The following is a 17,549-nucleotide window of genomic DNA, read 5'->3' as shown; positions in this document are numbered from 1 at the left end:
GAAAAAGCGCGCCTCGTTCGGGGCGCGCAACTTCGATCGTGGCGATCAGGTCTTAGCCCCGGATCACCTTTGCAAACTGGTCAAAAATCGGTTCGTTCGAACAGATCACCTCGCCATCTTCCAAGACACTGCCTTCGGGGTTTAGGGCCTGCACAAAGCCACCGGCCTCTTTCACGATGATGATCCCGGCCGCCACGTCCCATGCGTGCAGGCGGCGTTCCCAGAACCCTTCGTACCGACCTGCGGCCACGTATGCCAAGTCAAGCGCAGCCGAGCCCCAGCGGCGCACACCGGCGCAGGTCGGCATCAAACGCGCCAGATCCTGCAGCGTTGCTGGCAAGTCCGAACGGCCACCAAAGGGCAGGCCCGTCGAAAAGATAGACTCGATCATACGATGACGACTTGAGACGCGAATGCGGGTGTCATTCATCCACGCACCTTCACCTTTTTCGGCAAAGAACATTTCGTCCTTGGCCGGGTCGTAGATCACGCCAGCGACGATCTTGCCCTTATGTTCCAACGCGATTGAAATCGCCCAGTGCGGCAGGCCGTGCAGGAAATTCGTTGTCCCATCCAGCGGGTCCACGATCCAGCGGCGGGTGGGATCTTCGCCGGGGATTTCGCCGCCCTCTTCGGCCAGCCAACCATAGGTCGGGCGCGCGCCCAGCAGTTCCTCTTTCAGGATCGCCTCTGCGGCGATATCCGCCTTTGAGACAAAATCGCCTGCGCCTTTCATCGACACCTGAAGGTTCTCGACTTCGCGAAAATCTTTGACCAAAGACCGCCCCGCCTTGCGCGCGGCTTTAATCATGATGTTGAGGTTTGCACTGCCAACCATTGTCCAAAGGCTCCTGTTCGGTCAAACCGCGCGTATACTGATGCAAAGCGCCCTTGCCAAGAGGAATGATACGCATAGCAGACCCGCGATTTGCGCCTATTGCTGTTGCAGCTTGCGGGCCTCGGTTCCGGCCAGTTGAATCAACTCCTGCACATAGGGCTTTTCAAGGTCTTCCGTGCGAACCGCAGCGTACAAACTGCGCGTAATCCCATCCTTGGTCAGTGGGCGTGTCACATAGTCGGAATTGTACTTTACCTCGCGCACGACCCAGTCGGGCAACACCGAAATCCCACGGTTCGAGGCAACCAAAAGCAGGATGACCGCCGTCAGTTCCACCTGCCGGATCGCGGCCGGTTCCACCCGCGCAGGGATCAGCAACTGGCTGAACACATCCAGTCGCGTGCGCTCGACAGGATAAGTGATCAAGGTCTGCCCCCGGAAATCTTCGGCTTCGATATAGTCCTTTTGCGCCAAGGGATGCACCGACGCGGCGACAAATACGGCGTCATAGTCGAAAAGCTCGATGAACTCGACACCCGGCAGGTCTTCGGGGTCGGACGACACGACAAGATCGACCTCTTCTTTTTGCAGCGCTGGCAAAGCGTCGAACGCAAGACCTGGTTTGATATCTACATCGACATCCCCCCACGACTTGCGGAAGGTTTCCAGCACGGGAAACAACCACTCGAAACAGGCGTGGCACTCGATAGCGATATGCATCCGACCGGTACGACCATCACGCAGGGACGAGAATTCGTGCTGCGTCGCTTCGACCTGCGGCAGGATTTGCTCGGCCAACCGCAACAGGCGCAGACCAGCCGCCGATAATTTCATCGGCTTGGACCGACGTAGGAAAAGTTCAACACCCGCCTGATCTTCCAGCCCCTTGATCTGATGACTCAGCGCAGACTGCGTGATGTTCAACTGGTCCGCAGCGCGGGCAAGCCCACCACATTCATGGATCGCCTTGATTGTGCGCAGGTGCCGGAATTCGATGTGCATTTCAGATTCGCTCATGTTGTTCTTGAACAATATGAGTTTGTCTCACATAGCAGAAACTGGCACAAGACCCGGGACCGCAGCAAATGAGGCCAAGATGACCAAGCCAGAAATTTCGTTCGAGTTCTTCCCGCCGCAATCGCTGGAAGCCTCTTTTCGGTTGTGGGACACTGTTCAGACATTGGCCCCACTTGATCCTCGATTTGTGTCTGTCACCTACGGTGCAGGCGGAACCACGCGGGAACTGACCCGCGATGCGGTGGCAACTTTGCACAAATCTTCTGGCCTGCCTGTCGCGGCCCACCTGACCTGTGTGGATGCGACGCGCGAGGAAACATTGGCCATTGCCGACAGTTTTGCCAAGTCAGGCGTCCAGGATATCGTCGCGTTGCGCGGTGACCCACCAAAAGGTCAGGACAGTTTTGTTCCGCACCCTGACGGCTTTCAGAACTCGGTCGAACTGATTGCGGCGCTGGCTGAAACAGGCAAGTTCAACATTCGCGTCGGCGCCTACCCCGATATCCATCCCGAGGCGCAAAATGCGCGCACAGACGTAGACTGGCTCAAGGCCAAATTGGACGCCGGTGCCGACGAAGCCCTGACGCAGTTCTTCTTTGAGGCAGAAACCTTCTTCCGCTTTCGCGACGACTGCGCCAAAGCGGGGATCGACAAGCCCATCGTGCCGGGAATTCTGCCGATCGAAAACTGGAAAGGGGCGCGCAACTTTGCCCGCCGCTGTGGAACGCGCATCCCGGCATGGGTTGAACAGGCGTTTGACAAGGCCGTTCGCGACGACCGCGAAGACCTGCTGGCCACGGCCCTATGCACCGAGCTGTGTTCCGACCTGATCGAAGGCGGTGTCGACAAGCTGCATTTCTATACGCTGAACCGCCCGGAACTTACCCGTGATGTCTGTTTTGCATTGGGCATCACACCCAAAACCGAGCTTCAGAACGTCGCCTGATCCAAAGGTCCGAACACACGATATTGTCGAGCCAAACCCGGGGACAATCCATTCGCAAACACCCCTATTGTGCCCTCTTCATATTCAATTTTTTGCCTAATTTGACAAAAATTCACCCGTCCTGACACTGGTTCTCGTAGTTGTTTAACGAGTGATTTGTTATGGAACCTGTTGATAGAATCAGGGCGCGTGCTGAGGCACTTCATGCCCTTGGATTGAACCAGCAAGCTGGTTCTGCAGACATCAGGAACGCGTGGCGACAGATCGCGTTTCACGCACATCCCGATTGTTCCTCGTCTGATGCGGCAGACTTCACACGCGCCAAGGAAGCTTACGATCTTTTGCGCGAAGAAGGGTTGGCTGGGAAAGCTGCTGATGCCGGAAAACCAAAGCGTCCCAGGTTGCGCAAACGCGTAATCACGCTGGAAGATGCGGATATCGATGCCTGTCGTTCATTGCTCGACAAAGCGCTTGCGCATGTTTCGGAAGAACTTGCGCATGTTTCGGAAGAACAGGAAGCCAATCAGACCGAGGCGACGGTCGATTTGCGGGCCGACTCGGATCATATCCCCGAGGCTGTCGGCTGCTATGGCCGCAACCTGACGTATTTCGTGCCATCTCCGGTTTGTGAAGGTGCAAACCGTATCGCGCTTCCTACGTCGATTTTGGCTGGGACTCGCCGCACCGAGACTGAGGTCCTCAGTTTTCAGTGCAAAGAGGCCGGTGCTGGCGAGGTGGTTGTCCCCGAGACAATCCTGAACCGCAAGTTCCCCGGCGCAAAAAGCGTCCGCATCCGGTTCGAGGCGGATCAGAAAACTCAGGATGAGTTTTGGCTGGCCAGTTGACTTCGACACAGAAAAACCCGGCTGAAACAGCCGGGTTTCCATTCGAATTTCCAGTTATCAGTTTGAAACCGGAGCGTCCGAGGTGAATTTCGGAATGACGGCGGTTGATGCTGCGTCGGCCTCGATCCCCGGCCAGTTCCCTTCGGCAAGGTTGATGTTGCCGGGAATGTCTTCCTCAAAGAAACCTACGACCACATCCGTGATGTTGAGATACAGCTTGTCGTCCACGATCCGCCAAAGGTTGGGATTTGCCGGAACCTTGCCGCCGCGCGAAACGCCATAAGCGCAATGGCCATCGTATTGGGGCGCATAAAAGGCGGGGTTCTCAAGGAACTTGTCGCGGTTTTCTTCGGTCGAAAACGCCCAGGTTGCACCATTGTATTCAGCGGTGATATCCGCCCGGCCGCGCACTCCTTCGGGCTGCGCCTGACCGACCGGAGACTGATCGAGGCCGCGATAGGCGACGACGTCATAACCTGAAACCGCAAAACCAGTGCCATCGACATACTGATCTCCGGCAAATGCGGGCAGCGACAGCGCAAGAGTAGCGGCCAGGGTCAGGGCAAAGCGTTTCATGTGTTCAATCCTCATGTCCGAGGAGCGGTTCATCGCTCCGGTTTCCGGGTTCGGTCTGAGGATAGGTGATTTGTGTGCTCTGCGCAGTCCCGCTCGCGCCGCTGTGACATCGCACGTGAAAACGTGAAGGTTTCGCCCCGTTTGTTACAAAAACGACCCAACTTCCGGGGTTGGACTCTGAAGTCTGCAATATTAGCTGTTGTGACGGACGGACAATTTACATGAAATCTTCTGGGAAAGACGGACAATGACCGAACAAACGACCTATACGCCCCCCAAGGTCTGGACATGGGACAGTCAGAATGGCGGCCAGTTCGCCAATATCAACCGGCCGATTGCCGGGGCCACACATGACAAGGACCTGCCGATCGGGCGTCACCCGCTGCAGTTGTACTCCTTGGCGACCCCGAACGGGGTAAAGGTAACCGTCATGCTCGAAGAGCTGTTGGCGCTGGGGCACGAAGGCGCCGAGTATAACGCATGGCTCGTCAATATTGGTGACGGTGACCAGTTTGGATCAGGTTTTGTCGAGGCCAATCCAAATTCGAAGATTCCTGCCCTTTGGGATCGCTCGGGTGAAAAGCCCGTACGTGTGTTCGAAAGCGCTTCGATCCTGTTTCATCTGGCGGAAAAGTTTGATGCCTTCCTTCCCAAATCCGGCCCAGAGCGCGTAGAGGTCATGAACTGGGTATTCTGGCAAATGGGCAGTGCGCCTTATCTGGGCGGCGGGTTCGGACATTTTTACGCCTACGCGCCCGAAAAGTTCGAATACCCGATCAACCGGTTCGCCATGGAAACCAAACGGCAACTGGACGTGCTGGATCGTGAACTGGCCGACAAGACCTATATCGCGGGTGACGACTATTCGATCGCAGATATTGCGATCTGGCCCTGGTACGGCCAACTGGTTCTGGGGCGTCTTTACAGCGCGGCCGAATTCCTGGACGTCGACTCCTACAAGAACGTCATGCGTTGGGCCAAAGCGATTGACGAGCGCCCAGCCGTCAAACACGGCCGGATGGTGAACCGCGCATTTGGTGAGAAACATACGCAGCTTCACGAACGTCACGAAGCCAGCGATTTCGAAACCCGCACGCAGGATAAGCTTGAGGCCGCGGCGGAATAAGACACCTAGACCTCGCGGGGAACGCTCCGCGGGGTCTTGTTCTACTTCAGGACAGGCGGTTCATCCGGGTCGCTGCCCGGCGCAACCTGCGTCATGGCCCGCGCTTCGGGCTGCGGCAGATCAAAGCGCAATCCCACACGGGCCAGAGATGCCGCCGCTGCATCTTGTGCACTGAAAAAACCGACATCCATCGCCCCGGCCTCAATCCCCGAAAACGTCAAAGCCTCGGACGCGGCTTTGGCCAAGGCGGCCTCGGCACCGTCTACCGCGTCGACGAATCCCAGCATGTGCCCTGCGCCACCTTCTTTCGATCTGGTGCCCACAAGAAACGCGGCCTGAGCCAGCCCAACAGCGGTGGCCAACTTGGTGTCCAGCGCGGTCAGCAGTTCATCTGGCAATCCCGCAGGCGGTACAAACTCAGCAAAGTGCTGCTCAACTTCTTCGGGGCCATGTTGAAGGGTTGTCGCCAGCCAGCCCAACGCCTCGGACGGAATCAACATCGAAGACGGGGCTGTCTCCAAATTCAGACCCAACCCGATACCTTGCCCCGCCAGCATCGACGACAGAACGCGCCCCGACACCGCGACATAGGGAACCGGGCGGCCAGCGAACTGCGCCAGACGGTCCTCACGATCAAAGGCCAGCACGAAACTGCCATCTGCAACGTCAAAGAGTTCGGGCGAAATGTTTTCGTCCCGTGCCTCTTCGGTCAGCATCAGGAACAGCTCGCTGTCCGCCAACCGTTCAAAGAACCTCAGACGCGCGGCGTCGTCCTGAGGCGCAGCGTCCATCGCGGCATGAGCCGAATCCAGCGCGGTTATCTCAGTCATTCAATACCTCTTGCACCCGCGCGCGCAGAACCGGCAACAGGTCGGACACGAACCACGGATTTTTCTTGATCCATGCCGTATTCCGCCACGACGGATGTGGCAAGGCGAAGACCCGCGGCGCATGGTCCCGCCAGTTGCGCACAGTGTCCGTCACCGACCCGCGCGCTTTGAGGTGATACTTGAATGCATGGCCGCCCACGAGGACAGTCAAAGGAACCTCACCGAGCGTCCGCATTACCTTGTCATGCCAGGTTTGGCCGCAAACCCGCGGCGGCGGCAAATCGGCCTTACGCACATCATACCCCGGAAAGCAAAACGCCATCGGCACAATGGATACGCAGGTGCGGTCATAAAACGTGGTTTCATCCACCCCCAGCCATTCGCGTAGCCGATCACCTGAGGGGTCTGTAAAAGGCCGCCCCGAGGCATGCACCCTTGCGCCCGGTGCCTGACCGGCTATGAGAATCGGGGCGCCTTTGCGAAACCAGACCACCGGTCTTGGTTCATGGGCCGTCTCAGTGGCCGCGAACCGATCCGCGCAAAGACGGCAGGCCGCAATTTCTTCTTCGAGTGAATTCATAAGATCGCAAGGTTTCCTGAAGCAAACTGCCCGAGAGTTACTCATAACCTAGTCACGGCGAGGTTCTTCCGAAACAGGTGGAAAAGTCACGATCAAAACAGGCCGCAACAGGATGCATTGAACATTTGTTTCATAATTCGACATAATGCAGCCATCGTGAATGGATAAAAACTCTTCTTTTCCGCCTCCCTGACCGGTAGGAATTGACAAGAAATATAGCAGGCCCAGAATGCTTGAATTCGAAAATGTCAGTAAGTCCTTTTGGACCGGGACACGCCGCAAAGTGATCCTGGACAGGGTTTCGTTCAGGGTCGATCTGGGCAGATCCGTTGGCATTCTCGCACCAAACGGAACCGGAAAAACCACACTGATCAACATGATGGCCGGGTTAGAGAAACCCGACGACGGGGTCATTCGCAAATCTTGCCGGGTGTCGTTTCCCATGGGCTTCACCGGCGGCGTGTCCAACAAGTTGTCAGCTTTGGAAAACGCACGCTACATCGCCAAGATCTATGGCATGGACCCGGACTACGTCGAAGCTTATTGCAGTTGGCTTTGTGGTTTGGGCGAGTATTTTGATCAACCGCTCGCCACCTATTCGTCAGGCATGAAAGCGCGCTTTACCTTTGCGCTCATGTTGGCGCTGGACTTTGACATGTACCTCATAGATGAGGGGATGCCAGCCACGACAGATGTGGAATTCAACAAAAAAGCGGGCGACATCCTGCGGGAAAGACTGCGCACCACCACTTTGGTGATCGTGTCGCACAGTCCGCAAGTTCTGGAGAAATTCGCGCGCCAAGCGGCTGTTCTGGTGGACGGCCAGCTATACATGTTCGACACCTTGGAAGAGGCAAAACAGCTATATGACTACCAAACCCAAGGCTAGAATCTATAACTGGCGGCGCAAGCGCAACGGATCGGGCACGGCCGAGGCGCGCGCCGACGCAATGTCGCGTATCCGAGAGGCAACCAGCGCACCCGAGGCGGCCAACGAACCGCAGCCGGGCACGGATATTGACGATATCAAACGTGAAGGTCTGACAGGACGCCAACTCAGGATCGCCCGCCGTCTGGCCCATAAACACGGTTTGGCGACAACGTCGGATTACGATGCGGTTCGGTTGTTGCGAAAGAAAGGCATAGATCCGTTTGAACGCGCCAGCCTGCTGGACCTTGCAGCGGAAAAGAAGCGGGCCGAGGACGAGACAACAGACAAGGTCAAAATCCAACTGCCGCAGACTTTTTCCGAAGGCCCTCAGACCCTACCCGGCCCTGAACTGAACCCTGCACAGCGCCGGGAATTCGAGATCGGCGAAATACAAAAGGACATCGCCCGCCGCCGCCGTCGCAAACTGTTTGCCCTGTTTGCGCGACTGGCTGTGTTTGTGCTGCTGCCGACAGTGGCCGTCGGCATGTATTTCTACCGCTACGCGACACCGATGTATGCCAGCGACTCGGCCTATTCGATATTGCAGGCCGATGGCGGCGGTGCCGCGTTTGGCGGTTTTCTGGCCGGAACACAGTACGCCACCGCGCAGGATTCGGTCGCAACGCAGGAATTTTTGGAATCCAAGGACGCTCTGATCAGGTTGGAGCGGGACATGGGCTTTTCGGACATCTTCAAACAAGAATGGATTGATCCGATCCAGCGCCTTTCCCCGGACGCAAGCCTCGAAGAAACCTACACGCTCTACAAGCGAATGGTCACGATTGGATATGATCCAAGCGATGGCATCATCCGCATGGAAGTTGCGGCCCCGGACCCTGATATCGCGGTGGGCTTGTCTGAAAAACTGCTGTCCTACGCGGAAGAAACGATCAACGGCCTGTCCGAATTGAAGCGCGAAGACCAGATGCGGGATGCACTGGAAAGCTTTGAACTCGCACAGGAAGATCGCAGGCAGGCGCAGGAAGCACTTATCGAGCTGCAATTGCAGGGTGCGATTCTGGACCCCGAAAATGTCATTGTCGGCTTACGCACGCGCATTAACACACTTGAAACCCAGCTTCAGGAGAAAGAGCTGCAGTTGGCGGCGCTATTGGACAACTTGCGTCCGAACAAGGCCAAGGTGGACGGCGCGCGCGCTGATATCGCCCGGTTGGAAGCCGTTCTTGAGGAACTGAATGCCGAAATGCTGGACGTTTCTGGCGGCGAAAACTCTCTGGCCCGGCTAAGCGTGCGGATTCAGATGGCGCAGGCAGATCTTGCCGCACGCGACATGATGCTGCAAACGGCCATGCAACAGATGGAAACCACCCGAACCGAAGCAAACCGCAAGGTCCGTTACTTGTCGGTATCGGTGAATCCGGTTCCCAGCCAGGATCCGACTTATCCGCGCAAATTCGAAAATACGATTTTGGCTTTCCTGTTGTTTGCTGGTATCTACCTGATGATCTCGCTAACAGCGTCGGTCCTTCGTGAACAGGTATCCTCGTAAGACATATGAAACATGTAAAAATCTCCGACCTCACGGTCGGCAATGATCTGCCTCTGACGATCATCGCCGGCCCCTGCCAACTTGAAACGGCCGATCACGCCCAGATGATCGCCGGCAAAATGAAAGAAGCCTGCGACGCTGCAGGCGCGCAATATATTTTCAAGGCCTCGTATGACAAAGCGAACCGGACCTCATTGTCCGGGAAACGGGGTATGGGGATCGACGCCGGACTGAAGGTTCTTGGCGACATCCGCAAGACCATGGGTATTCCGGTTCTGACCGATGTCCACACCGAAGCCCAATGCGCCGTTGCGGCCGAATCTGTGGATGTCCTGCAAATCCCGGCGTTTCTATGCCGGCAGACGGACATGTTGCTGGCTGCGGGTAACACCGGCAAGGCCGTGAACGTCAAAAAGGGTCAGTTCCTTGCCCCGTGGGAAATGACCAATATTGTCGACAAGGTCGAAAGCACAGGAAACCAGAACATCCTCTTGACCGAGCGTGGAACCTCGTTTGGGTACAACACGCTGGTCGCTGATATGCGGGCGCTGCCTCAGATGGCTCAGACCGGGTACCCCGTTGTTATGGATGCGACCCACTCGGTTCAGCAACCCGGTGGCAAAGGCGGATCATCCGGCGGACAGCGTGAATTTGCGCCAGTCATGGCCCGGGCTGCTGTCTCTTTAGGCGTTGGGGCGGTTTTCATTGAAACCCATCAAGACCCGGACTCGGCACCTTCTGATGGTCCGAATATGATCCCCTTGGATCAAATGCCTCAATTAATTGACACATTGATGCGCTTTGATGCGCTGGCGAAAGCCAACCCAATTCAAATTTGAGCACGAGCTATAGAATGAACAAACCCATCCCCGAGGTGACCCCAAACACCTGGAGCTTTCTGCGCGACGCGATGATCAAACCCACCGGGTTTCGCGAATATGACGCCCGTTGGAAATATCCCGAAGAGATCAACCTGCCCGGCATGACCGCGCTGGGTCTGGGTCTGGGCACCCAAATGCGCAAACGCGGGATCGAACCTGTGATCGCGGTGGGCAACGACTATCGTGATTATTCGCTGGCCATCAAAAACGCGTTGATTCTGGGCCTGATGCAGGCGGGGATTCAGGTCAAGGATATCGGCCCTGCACTTAGCCCGATGGCTTATTTCGCACAGTTCCATCTGGACGTACCTGCGGTCGCGATGGTCACTGCCAGCCACAACCCGAACGGCTGGACTGGAGTGAAGATGGGCTTTGACCGTCCACTGACCCACGGCCCGGACGAGATGTCAGAACTGCGCGATATCGTCCTGAACGGCGACGGTGTGGCGCATGAAGGTGGCTCGTATGAATTCGTTGATGGTGTGAAAGAAGCGTATATCGACGATCTGGTCGGTGATTTCAAAATGTCACGCCCGCTGAAAGTGGTCTGTGCGACCGGGAACGGCACCGCCTCGGCCTTTGCGCCCGAGATATTTGAGCGGATGGGCGTCGAAGTGGTCCCCAGCCACAATCGTCTGGATTACACCTTCCCCAACTATAACCCCAACCCCGAAGCCATGGAGATGTTGCATGACATGGCCGATACCGTGAAATCCAGCGGCGCGGATATGGCTCTGGGGTTTGACGGTGATGGCGACCGGTGTGGCGTTGTCGATGATGAGGGTGAAGAGATCTTCGCCGATAAGGTCGGTGTCATCATGGCGCGCGATCTGGCGAAGCTTTACCCCAACTCAACTTTTGTGGCCGATGTGAAGTCGACCGGCCTATTCGCCAGCGATCCAGAGTTGCAGGCCCTTGGGGTTAAGGCAGATTACTGGAAAACCGGCCACAGCCACATGAAGCGCCGGGTCAAGGAAATCAACGCGTTGGCCGGGTTCGAGAAGTCGGGTCATTACTTCTTGGCCGAGCCCATCGGGCGCGGATATGACTGCGGAATGCGCGTGGCTGTCGAGATTTGCAAGCTGATGGACCGCAACCCAAATCAAAGCATGTCGGATCTGCGAAAGGCCCTGCCGAAGACCTGGTCAACGCCGACCATGTCCCCCTATGCGGCAGATACCCAGAAATATGACATTCTCAAGCGGTTGGTCGAAAAGCTGGTCGCCAAGTCCGAAGCGGGCGAGACATTTGCTGGCCGCGCAATCAAAGAAGTCGTGACCGTCAACGGTGCGCGGGTCATTCTGGACAATGGCAGTTGGGGTCTGGTGCGCGCATCGTCAAACACACCTAATCTGGTTGTCGTTTGCGAAAGCAGCGAAAGCGAAGACGAAATGCGCGCAATCTTCGCTGATATTGACGCCGTTATTCGCACCGAACCCGGCGTTGGCGACTACGATCAAACTATCTGATTTTATCGTAGGGCTGGGGCGTAGATAACGCCCCAGCCCATCAATCTGCACCCAGCAGTTTCAAAAGCCCTTTCTTGGCTTCCTCTTCCAGCTTCTTCTTTACCGCCTTTTCAAGGCTTTCGCTGTCCGTGACGGCGGTACCCAATTCATCCTCGACCTTATCAAGGACTTGCTGTTTGGCGTCGCCTTCCAATTCCTTGATCTTTCCCTCTGCAGCGGCCTCGATCACTTTGCTCAGGTCCGGTTGAATCGAGGGGTTGCTCCACGGTCCCACGATTCTGACTGGTACCGACAACCCTTGCCCCGAGTTGGCCCTCAAGGCAGTCGGCGTGAAAAGATAGTCGATATTGCGGGCGCCTATACCAACCGTGCCCTTGCCGTCTGCCCTGAAGTTGTCCAGCGACATCAGCAGGTCCTCATTCCTGAGAACCCCTTGATCAATGGTGAAGCTGGCCGTCAGACTGTTGAACACCGTCGCACCGCCACTGCCGTCTCCGCGCCCCATTATCCGATCCAGATCAATGCCCGAGATTACGCCCCTGCCGACATCAAGCCGACCCTTGCCACTGAGGGAGCGCATGATCTGATCTTCGGTCTGACCCACCCCCAGAAACTCGAACGATCCAGAGCCGATACCAGATAGTCGCGTGACATCCGCCAAAGTGGACAAAGCGGATTGGAGGTCGATGCCCTCAGCCTGAAGATTACCGCCAACCGACAAACCGTTTCTGTTATTTGCCACGACCTGACCGGTCAGTTTTCCGGAAAACAGCGTGGCGGGATTCATTTGAAGCACCGCTCTTGAACGATCGAGGTTCAGCGTCAGGTCACTTGGCCCCAGAGTTAGCTCAGGCACAGCGATCGAATTGGCCGTCAGCCGGATTTTTCCATTGGCCAAAGCAAGGGCAGAGGCGTCAATTGGTGTGGTCGACCACCCTTCTGCGGCCGTAACCGCCGCCGATCCGCCGCCGTCACCTCCTTCGCCTGAAGGCGCGTTAAAACGTGAAAGATCAAGATCCCCGCCGTTCAGCCGTGCCGTAATCTGCGGAGGGTCCGAGATCACGATATCCGCTTCTCCGGTCAGCCGGTTGTCGTCCAGTTGCGCCACCATTTCTCGCAGCGAGATACGTCCCTCGCTGGTATAGGTCATATGGCCCGCGACTTCGGCTTTCCGCCCCAGACCAAGCGGTACGCCAACGCCAGCCTGCCCAAAAGCGGCCAGCATCCTTTCGGTGTCTTGCGCTTTGACATGCAGCTTGCCGTCCATCTCTCCGGCAAGGTTCACCAGGCCATCGAAATCCACTTCTCCGCCCGGTGCGCGCAAGAGCAGTTCCAGCGGCGCCGCGACGCCTGTGGCGTAGGCAGGCAAGTCCGGAATTTTCAGTTCAACCTCGACCTTGCCGCCGGGGACACCCATCTTGGCCTCGACAAATAGCGGGGCAGTCACGTCAGGCCAGTTCGCGGAAAGATCCACATTGGCAAAGTCGAACTTCACCGCGTTGTTTTCTACATAAACAAGACGTGCGTTGGTCAGTTCCAGAAAGTCCAGTGTTACCGTACCCGTCGTACTTTGAGATGGGGCACTGACAGCGTTGCCAGAGGATACAGGTGCCGCCCGGTCAAATTGCCAGTTGCCGCGCCCTTCGGACAGTTCAAGCCGAAGCGTCGGATTTTCCGCGATGATCCGACGTATCCTCAGATCCCCCGAGATCAACGCCGCAGCATCCACGCCAACCGCCATGCTGTCAGCGCTCAGCATGGGCTCTGGTCCGGCCCAAGACGCGTTACTGAATGTCACGGGGCCGGTTTCCATGCCCAAGACCGGCCAGAACGACAGGTTTACATCGCCGGACAGTTTCAAATCCCGCCCCGTCTGGCCGCGCACCTGCTCGGTCAGGATCGCCGCAAGCTTGTCACTGGGCATCATCAACAATGCTCCGATCACCAGCCCGATAACGGCCACAAGAAGGAAGACGATGCGCAACAGCCACTTCATTTTTCTGCTCTCCGCTTATCTGGCATGCGTTGAAAATATCATTCAAAGCCCAGCGGCCATTTGCAAGGGGAAGCGTTCCCCACTATATGCCGCGCCATGACAACGAACCCGCCGAACCTCCGCCCCGACCTGGCGCCTGCCGCCCGGATCACCGATACGCCCCGTTCAAACCAGCCAACAATCGGCATGGTCTCTTTGGGCTGCCCCAAGGCCTTGGTGGATAGTGAACGCATCTTGACCCGCTTGCGGGCCGAGGGGTACGGGATTTCGCCCGATTATTCAGGGGCGGATGCCGTGATCGTGAACACCTGCGGGTTTCTGGACAGTGCCAAGGCGGAATCGTTGGATGCCATCGGCGAAGCGCTGGTTGAGAATGGCAAAGTCATCGTCACGGGATGCCTGGGGGCCGAGCCGGATTACATCCGCGAACATCACCCCCGCATCATGGCCGTCACTGGCCCGCATCAATATGAACAGGTGCTGGATGCCGTGCATCAGGCGGTGCCGCCCGACCCCGACCCGTTCGTTGATCTGCTGCCTGCGGCAAGCGTGCAACTGACTCCGCGCCATTACAGCTATCTGAAAATCTCGGAAGGCTGTAACCACAAGTGCAAGTTCTGCATCATCCCCGATATGCGCGGCAAGCTGGCCAGCCGCCCGGCTCATGCAGTCCTGCGCGAGGCGGAAAAGCTGGTCGACAACGGCGTGCGAGAGCTGTTGGTGATCTCGCAGGACACCTCGGCCTATGGGCTGGATCGCAAATACGACGTGAACCCGTGGAAAGACCGTGAGGTCCGCAGCCATATCACCGATCTGGCGCGCGAGCTTGGGCAGTTGGACGCATGGGTGCGCTTGCACTACGTCTATCCCTACCCGCATGTGCGCGAGTTGATTCCGCTGATGGCCGATGCGGGCTGCAGCGTGCTGCCTTATTTGGACATTCCGTTCCAACACGCCCACCCCGACGTTCTGAAACGCATGGCACGCCCGGCAGCAGCCGCCAAGACGCTAGACGAGATCGCCGCATGGCGCGCCACCTGCCCCGATATCACCCTGCGCTCGACCTTTATCGTCGGTTATCCCGGCGAAACCGAGGCCGAGTTCCAAACCCTTCTGGATTGGATGAACGAGGCACAGTTGGATCGCGTTGGCTGCTTTCAATACGAAAACGTTGATGGCGCACGGTCGAACGATTTGCCGGATCACGTTCCAGCCGACGTCAAACAGGACCGCTGGGAACGCTTCATGGAAAAGGCGCAGGCGATATCCGAGGCAAAGCTGGCCGCCAAAGTGGGTCAGACACTCGACGTGATCGTGGACGAGGTGGATGACGAGGCTGCCACCTGCCGTACAAAAGCCGATGCACCGGAAATCGACGGCAACCTATTCATCGACGAGGCCTTCGAAAGCCTGAAACCCGGCGATATCGTTTCCGTCGAAGTGGACGAGGCTGGCGAATACGACCTATGGGGCAAGCTGGTCTGATCTGCTCACCCCAAGTCGTTGGTGCGTGAAACAAGTTTATTGGCGTTTTGCGCGCATATGGTGGATCATGACAGGGCAACCTGCTTTGTCGCCAGGAGGGTCCCTTGTCCAGTTTTAACGGCTTTGCCCCGAAGGTGTTCGCGCTTACCTTCATCGCCCAGCTTTGCGCCATGCCCGTTGTTGCAGATAGCAAAGGAACAGGCGGATTCATTTTCATCGGGTCCGACTCGGTCAGTCTGCACCTTCGCAGTAAGCATCAGGTCCATAGGCACTACGCCGCCCCGAAGGTGTATCAACGCAAGAACAAGCCTTCGGTGCATGGTCACAAATCCAGTGCGACAGGGATTGAATACACGGGAAAACCCAAGGCGCATTACCACAAAGGCCATCGCTACAAAGCCAAGTCAAAACGGTACTACCACAAACCAGCAAAGCGGTATCACTACTCGGTCCACAGCCCCTTCAACCGTTTGTCTTCACCCTATTACATTCCGCAAAACTATGGCATTCGGCGTCGGTAACCGTGGCCGAAATCTGACTTCAGAACAGGCTGACAAGCCCGATAATCCACGCCACGCCCGCGGCAAGAGCCGTCAGCGCAACAGCGGCACTTGCCGCGTCTTTCGCCTGTCCCGCCAGTACATTGTGATCCGTTGAAGTATGGTCCACTGCGCGTTCAACCGCCGTATTGAACAGCTCTGCCACCATCACCAAGACGCCCAACACAATAATAAGCGCGCGCAGACCGTCGGACAGGGGCAAGAAAAGGGCCAGCACAATAGAAACGAGGTTGGACCATGCCCAAGCGCGAAACGAATACTCTTCCTTCCACGTCGCGGCCAAACCCTGCCAGCTCCAACGCGTGCGGTCTTTCAGACGAACAAAGAAATTTTTCATGGGCCCTCTGCTTTCAGACAGAGCCGACAGAAACCTGATGGAAGGCGACTAGGCAAGAAAAAACCGCCCGGAAAGGCGGTTGAACGTCGGGTGCAGGTGGCCCGAACATGGGCCACCTGCAAAATTCTTATTGTGCGACAGGGTTACAAACGGTCTGTCCGGCTTCGGTTGTTGCCAGTTCAGTACCTGCCGGGCAGCTCGGCGTGCCGAACTTGTCATACTCAGGTGTGATGTAGACTGGTGTAGGCTCTTCTTGTTGCGAGCATGCAGCCAGAATCAGGGCAATTGCGCTAACGGCAGCGAATTTAATTTTCATGTCCGTCGTTCCTCTATCAATTTTCTAGTATTGCCCTGAAATTCGGGGCTGTCCTAAAACTACGCCCTTCAAGGGTTTTTTGCAACAAAATCAATCACGAAAATGTGAAAGCGGCAAAACCATGCTGTCTGGTCGGCATGGATGGTCACCCCTACAGTTTTGCCAAAAGCGCCCTACAGTTGGGAAACGCCTTTCGCAAACCACGGAGTAGCCATATGTCAGAAGCGCCAATTATCGCACAAAAAGCCCCATATCCTGTCGAGGTAACCGAGGGTAAAACCTATTTCTGGTGTGCGTGCGGCCAATCCAAGCGGCAGCCGTTTTGCGATGGCTCACATAAGGATACAGGCATCGAGCCAGTGAAATTCACCGCGGACACAAGCAAGAAAGTGTTTTTCTGCGGCTGCAAACACAGCGCAAATCCGCCGCTGTGCGACGGTTCACACTCCAAGCTCTGACTACTTTTTCAGGGAGTTGAGGATATCAGCGTTGGCGCAGAACTTCGGCGCCGACTTTGCTGTGGTCTGGCGTTCTGCCAGCCACGCCATGCACCGCTCAGTGCACTGAGATGCGCGGCAGCGGGTGACCATTTCGGCGTACAAAGTGGGGGAGATCTGCTTGTCAGCGATCGCCTCGGTCAGTGAGACGTCAAGACTTCTGGCAACGGACCGGGTCAGCCAGAAGTGCTTTTCAATGTCGCCCAGAACATCCTGCATCGTCAGCTACCCTTCGACTGCTGCGCCTTTAGTACCTCAAATCGCTTGTGATTGGGACATGTATTGGGGGGCTGTACTACACTGTCAGCTTTATCCAGCCAATCGGGACACTTGGCGGCCCACGTGCACCCCTGACAAGAGCGCACCATCTTGGCCCAGTCCTGCTGGGACAGCCGCCCCTGCCGGTGTGCGGCAACGACATCCGTGCCGGTTGCCTGTCCCATGCGCAGAACAAGACGCAGATGAGTCATAATGTGACCCAACCTTTGCATCACTTGTTCGCTTCCGGGATTAACTTGGCGAATAAGTCAGAGTTCCGACAATATTCTGGCGTCTTTTCCAGCCCCTCGGACCGCTCCATCAGGCTTTCGCAATGATCCGGGTTTGGGCACCCACTGCATCGAAGAACAGATTCCGAAATCTGGTCGATCGAGATTTCGCCGCCAAGCGCGGCTGCTTCCAGATCAACACCGATTTTCGTCGCCATGTTGTCTACCAAACCGGCGTGCCGCCTAAGCGTTTCTCGGCTGCGCATTCGACATCCTTTCCCTGACACGTGTAGGTCAGGATAGCCGATGCCGAACCGCAGA

21 protein-coding genes are annotated in these 17,549 nt (G+C 56.8%); 10 read left to right on the top strand and 11 right to left on the bottom strand.

What is annotated here, in order from left to right; all coding sequences use genetic code 11:
* Positions 1–52: 52 nt before the first annotated feature.
* Both GOX75_RS00685 and GOX75_RS00680 read right to left on the bottom strand, forming a co-directional pair.
* Positions 53–838 carry an inositol monophosphatase family protein gene (locus GOX75_RS00685; protein WP_171120360.1) on the bottom strand — a complete coding sequence of 262 codons (786 nt, stop codon included), beginning with the start codon at positions 836–838 and terminating at the stop codon, positions 53–55.
* Between the two features lie 96 nt (positions 839–934).
* Complete coding sequence (locus tag GOX75_RS00680) at positions 935–1,840, bottom strand: LysR family transcriptional regulator (RefSeq protein ID WP_171121671.1); 906 nt, start codon at positions 1,838–1,840, stop codon at positions 935–937.
* A gap of 94 nt (positions 1,841–1,934) precedes the next feature.
* Between GOX75_RS00680 and metF the strand changes: the two genes are divergently transcribed.
* Complete coding sequence (gene metF, locus GOX75_RS00675) at positions 1,935–2,801, top strand: methylenetetrahydrofolate reductase [NAD(P)H] (RefSeq protein WP_171120358.1); 867 nt, start codon at positions 1,935–1,937, stop codon at positions 2,799–2,801.
* Between the two features lie 161 nt (positions 2,802–2,962).
* Positions 2,963–3,646 carry a J domain-containing protein gene (locus tag GOX75_RS00670; protein WP_171120357.1) on the top strand — a complete coding sequence of 228 codons (684 nt, stop codon included), beginning with the start codon at positions 2,963–2,965 and terminating at the stop codon, positions 3,644–3,646.
* 57 nt (positions 3,647–3,703) lie between these two features.
* Here the strand turns inward: GOX75_RS00670 and GOX75_RS00665 are convergent, their stop codons facing one another.
* Positions 3,704–4,222 (bottom strand): YHS domain-containing (seleno)protein, encoded by a 519-nt coding sequence (locus tag GOX75_RS00665; RefSeq protein WP_171120355.1) that lies wholly within the window; start codon positions 4,220–4,222, stop codon positions 3,704–3,706.
* A gap of 247 nt (positions 4,223–4,469) precedes the next feature.
* Here GOX75_RS00665 and yghU point away from each other — a divergent pair, with 247 nt between their 5' ends.
* Positions 4,470–5,348 carry a glutathione-dependent disulfide-bond oxidoreductase gene (gene yghU / locus GOX75_RS00660; protein ID WP_171120352.1) on the top strand — a complete coding sequence of 293 codons (879 nt, stop codon included), beginning with the start codon at positions 4,470–4,472 and terminating at the stop codon, positions 5,346–5,348.
* A gap of 41 nt (positions 5,349–5,389) precedes the next feature.
* Here yghU and GOX75_RS00655 read toward each other — a convergent pair whose 3' ends face one another.
* Together GOX75_RS00655 and GOX75_RS00650 are read right to left on the bottom strand one after the other, a co-directional pair.
* Positions 5,390–6,178: an SseB family protein gene (locus GOX75_RS00655; protein ID WP_171120350.1), complete on the bottom strand. Its 789-nt coding sequence runs from the start codon at positions 6,176–6,178 to the stop codon at positions 5,390–5,392.
* Complete coding sequence (locus GOX75_RS00650; RefSeq protein WP_171120348.1) at positions 6,171–6,758, bottom strand: uracil-DNA glycosylase family protein; 588 nt, start codon at positions 6,756–6,758, stop codon at positions 6,171–6,173. The genes GOX75_RS00655 and GOX75_RS00650 overlap by 8 nt, the downstream gene beginning before the upstream one ends.
* A 229-nt stretch (positions 6,759–6,987) precedes the next feature.
* Between GOX75_RS00650 and GOX75_RS00645 the strand changes: the two genes are divergently transcribed.
* From GOX75_RS00645 to GOX75_RS00630, 4 genes are read left to right on the top strand one after another with little or no spacing between them, the layout of a single operon-like run.
* A complete protein-coding gene (locus GOX75_RS00645; RefSeq protein ID WP_171120346.1) occupies positions 6,988–7,647 on the top strand; it encodes an ABC transporter ATP-binding protein in 660 nt (219 codons plus the stop codon).
* On the top strand, positions 7,625–9,199 hold the full coding sequence (locus GOX75_RS00640) for a capsule biosynthesis protein (RefSeq protein WP_171120344.1): 1,575 nt from the start codon (positions 7,625–7,627) through the stop codon (positions 9,197–9,199). Before GOX75_RS00645 ends, GOX75_RS00640 begins: the two co-directional genes overlap by 23 nt.
* A 5-nt stretch (positions 9,200–9,204) precedes the next feature.
* Complete coding sequence (gene kdsA / locus GOX75_RS00635; RefSeq protein WP_171120342.1) at positions 9,205–10,038, top strand: 3-deoxy-8-phosphooctulonate synthase; 834 nt, start codon at positions 9,205–9,207, stop codon at positions 10,036–10,038.
* 14 nt (positions 10,039–10,052) lie between these two features.
* Positions 10,053–11,549, top strand: coding sequence for a phosphomannomutase/phosphoglucomutase (locus tag GOX75_RS00630; RefSeq protein ID WP_171120340.1), 1,497 nt, complete (start codon positions 10,053–10,055; stop codon positions 11,547–11,549).
* 40 nt (positions 11,550–11,589) lie between these two features.
* On the opposite strand, the gene GOX75_RS00625 is transcribed toward GOX75_RS00630, so the two are convergent.
* On the bottom strand, positions 11,590–13,545 hold the full coding sequence (locus GOX75_RS00625) for an AsmA family protein (protein ID WP_171120339.1): 1,956 nt from the start codon (positions 13,543–13,545) through the stop codon (positions 11,590–11,592).
* Between the two features lie 96 nt (positions 13,546–13,641).
* Here GOX75_RS00625 and rimO point away from each other — a divergent pair, with 96 nt between their 5' ends.
* Both rimO and GOX75_RS00615 read left to right on the top strand, forming a co-directional pair.
* Complete coding sequence (rimO, locus tag GOX75_RS00620; protein ID WP_171120337.1) at positions 13,642–15,030, top strand: 30S ribosomal protein S12 methylthiotransferase RimO; 1,389 nt, start codon at positions 13,642–13,644, stop codon at positions 15,028–15,030.
* A gap of 104 nt (positions 15,031–15,134) precedes the next feature.
* The gene (locus GOX75_RS00615; RefSeq protein WP_171120335.1) at positions 15,135–15,551 is read left to right on the top strand and encodes a hypothetical protein; all 417 of its coding nucleotides are present in this window, start codon (positions 15,135–15,137) and stop codon (positions 15,549–15,551) included.
* 19 nt (positions 15,552–15,570) lie between these two features.
* Here GOX75_RS00615 and GOX75_RS00610 read toward each other — a convergent pair whose 3' ends face one another.
* Together GOX75_RS00610 and GOX75_RS00605 are read right to left on the bottom strand one after the other, a co-directional pair.
* Positions 15,571–15,927 carry a diacylglycerol kinase gene (locus GOX75_RS00610; protein WP_171120333.1) on the bottom strand — a complete coding sequence of 119 codons (357 nt, stop codon included), beginning with the start codon at positions 15,925–15,927 and terminating at the stop codon, positions 15,571–15,573.
* Positions 15,928–16,054: 127 nt separating this feature from the next.
* Entirely contained in the window at positions 16,055–16,243 is a 189-nt protein-coding gene (locus GOX75_RS00605; protein ID WP_171120330.1) for a hypothetical protein, read from the bottom strand.
* A gap of 215 nt (positions 16,244–16,458) precedes the next feature.
* On the opposite strand from GOX75_RS00605, the gene GOX75_RS00600 reads away from it, so the two are divergent.
* Entirely contained in the window at positions 16,459–16,701 is a 243-nt protein-coding gene (locus GOX75_RS00600; RefSeq protein ID WP_171120328.1) for a CDGSH iron-sulfur domain-containing protein, read from the top strand.
* Here the strand turns inward: GOX75_RS00600 and GOX75_RS00595 are convergent, their stop codons facing one another.
* The 3 genes from GOX75_RS00595 to GOX75_RS00585 are packed head-to-tail and all read right to left on the bottom strand — an operon-like array spanning position 16,702 to position 17,494.
* The gene (locus GOX75_RS00595; protein ID WP_171120325.1) at positions 16,702–16,959 is read right to left on the bottom strand and encodes a DUF6455 family protein; all 258 of its coding nucleotides are present in this window, start codon (positions 16,957–16,959) and stop codon (positions 16,702–16,704) included. It abuts the gene before it with no gap.
* Between the two features lie 2 nt (positions 16,960–16,961).
* Positions 16,962–17,231, bottom strand: a complete 270-nt coding sequence (locus GOX75_RS00590) for a DUF6455 family protein (protein ID WP_256368055.1) — start codon at positions 17,229–17,231, stop codon at positions 16,962–16,964.
* Positions 17,231–17,494 (bottom strand): DUF6455 family protein, encoded by a 264-nt coding sequence (locus GOX75_RS00585; RefSeq protein ID WP_171120322.1) that lies wholly within the window; start codon positions 17,492–17,494, stop codon positions 17,231–17,233. Before GOX75_RS00585 ends, GOX75_RS00590 begins: the two co-directional genes overlap by 1 nt.
* Between the last annotated feature and the right edge of the window lie 55 nt (positions 17,495–17,549).

The organism is Ruegeria sp. HKCCD7251 (genome assembly GCF_013031165.1).
In the GTDB taxonomy this organism is placed as follows: Bacteria; Pseudomonadota; Alphaproteobacteria; order Rhodobacterales; family Rhodobacteraceae; genus Ruegeria.
The sequence above is the reverse complement of the archived record's forward strand: the minus strand, read 5'-3'. Positions and strand labels throughout refer to the sequence as shown.

Excerpts from the sequence above, each read along its gene's own strand:
- GOX75_RS00625 (WP_171120339.1), bottom strand. The coding sequence starts at position 13,545 with ATGAAGTGGCTGTTGCGCATCGTCTTCCTTCTTGTGGCCGTTATCGGG.
- GOX75_RS00645 (WP_171120346.1), top strand. The coding sequence starts at position 6,988 with ATGCTTGAATTCGAAAATGTCAGTAAGTCCTTTTGGACCGGGACACGC.
- GOX75_RS00595 (WP_171120325.1), bottom strand. The coding sequence starts at position 16,959 with ATGCAGGATGTTCTGGGCGACATTGAAAAGCACTTCTGGCTGACCCGG.
- GOX75_RS00685 (WP_171120360.1), bottom strand. The coding sequence starts at position 838 with ATGGTTGGCAGTGCAAACCTCAACATCATGATTAAAGCCGCGCGCAAG.
- GOX75_RS00670 (WP_171120357.1), top strand. The coding sequence starts at position 2,963 with ATGGAACCTGTTGATAGAATCAGGGCGCGTGCTGAGGCACTTCATGCC.
- GOX75_RS00680 (WP_171121671.1), bottom strand. The coding sequence starts at position 1,840 with ATGCACATCGAATTCCGGCACCTGCGCACAATCAAGGCGATCCATGAA.
- GOX75_RS00600 (WP_171120328.1), top strand. The coding sequence starts at position 16,459 with ATGTCAGAAGCGCCAATTATCGCACAAAAAGCCCCATATCCTGTCGAG.
- GOX75_RS00650 (WP_171120348.1), bottom strand. The coding sequence starts at position 6,758 with ATGAATTCACTCGAAGAAGAAATTGCGGCCTGCCGTCTTTGCGCGGAT.
- GOX75_RS00590 (WP_256368055.1), bottom strand. The coding sequence starts at position 17,231 with ATGCAAAGGTTGGGTCACATTATGACTCATCTGCGTCTTGTTCTGCGC.
- GOX75_RS00585 (WP_171120322.1), bottom strand. The coding sequence starts at position 17,494 with ATGCGCAGCCGAGAAACGCTTAGGCGGCACGCCGGTTTGGTAGACAAC.
- GOX75_RS00610 (WP_171120333.1), bottom strand. The coding sequence starts at position 15,927 with ATGAAAAATTTCTTTGTTCGTCTGAAAGACCGCACGCGTTGGAGCTGG.
- kdsA (WP_171120342.1), top strand. The coding sequence starts at position 9,205 with ATGAAACATGTAAAAATCTCCGACCTCACGGTCGGCAATGATCTGCCT.
- GOX75_RS00605 (WP_171120330.1), bottom strand. The coding sequence starts at position 16,243 with ATGAAAATTAAATTCGCTGCCGTTAGCGCAATTGCCCTGATTCTGGCT.
- GOX75_RS00630 (WP_171120340.1), top strand. The coding sequence starts at position 10,053 with ATGAACAAACCCATCCCCGAGGTGACCCCAAACACCTGGAGCTTTCTG.
- rimO (WP_171120337.1), top strand. The coding sequence starts at position 13,642 with ATGACAACGAACCCGCCGAACCTCCGCCCCGACCTGGCGCCTGCCGCC.
- metF (WP_171120358.1), top strand. The coding sequence starts at position 1,935 with ATGACCAAGCCAGAAATTTCGTTCGAGTTCTTCCCGCCGCAATCGCTG.
- GOX75_RS00655 (WP_171120350.1), bottom strand. The coding sequence starts at position 6,178 with ATGACTGAGATAACCGCGCTGGATTCGGCTCATGCCGCGATGGACGCT.
- yghU (WP_171120352.1), top strand. The coding sequence starts at position 4,470 with ATGACCGAACAAACGACCTATACGCCCCCCAAGGTCTGGACATGGGAC.
- GOX75_RS00640 (WP_171120344.1), top strand. The coding sequence starts at position 7,625 with ATGACTACCAAACCCAAGGCTAGAATCTATAACTGGCGGCGCAAGCGC.
- GOX75_RS00665 (WP_171120355.1), bottom strand. The coding sequence starts at position 4,222 with ATGAAACGCTTTGCCCTGACCCTGGCCGCTACTCTTGCGCTGTCGCTG.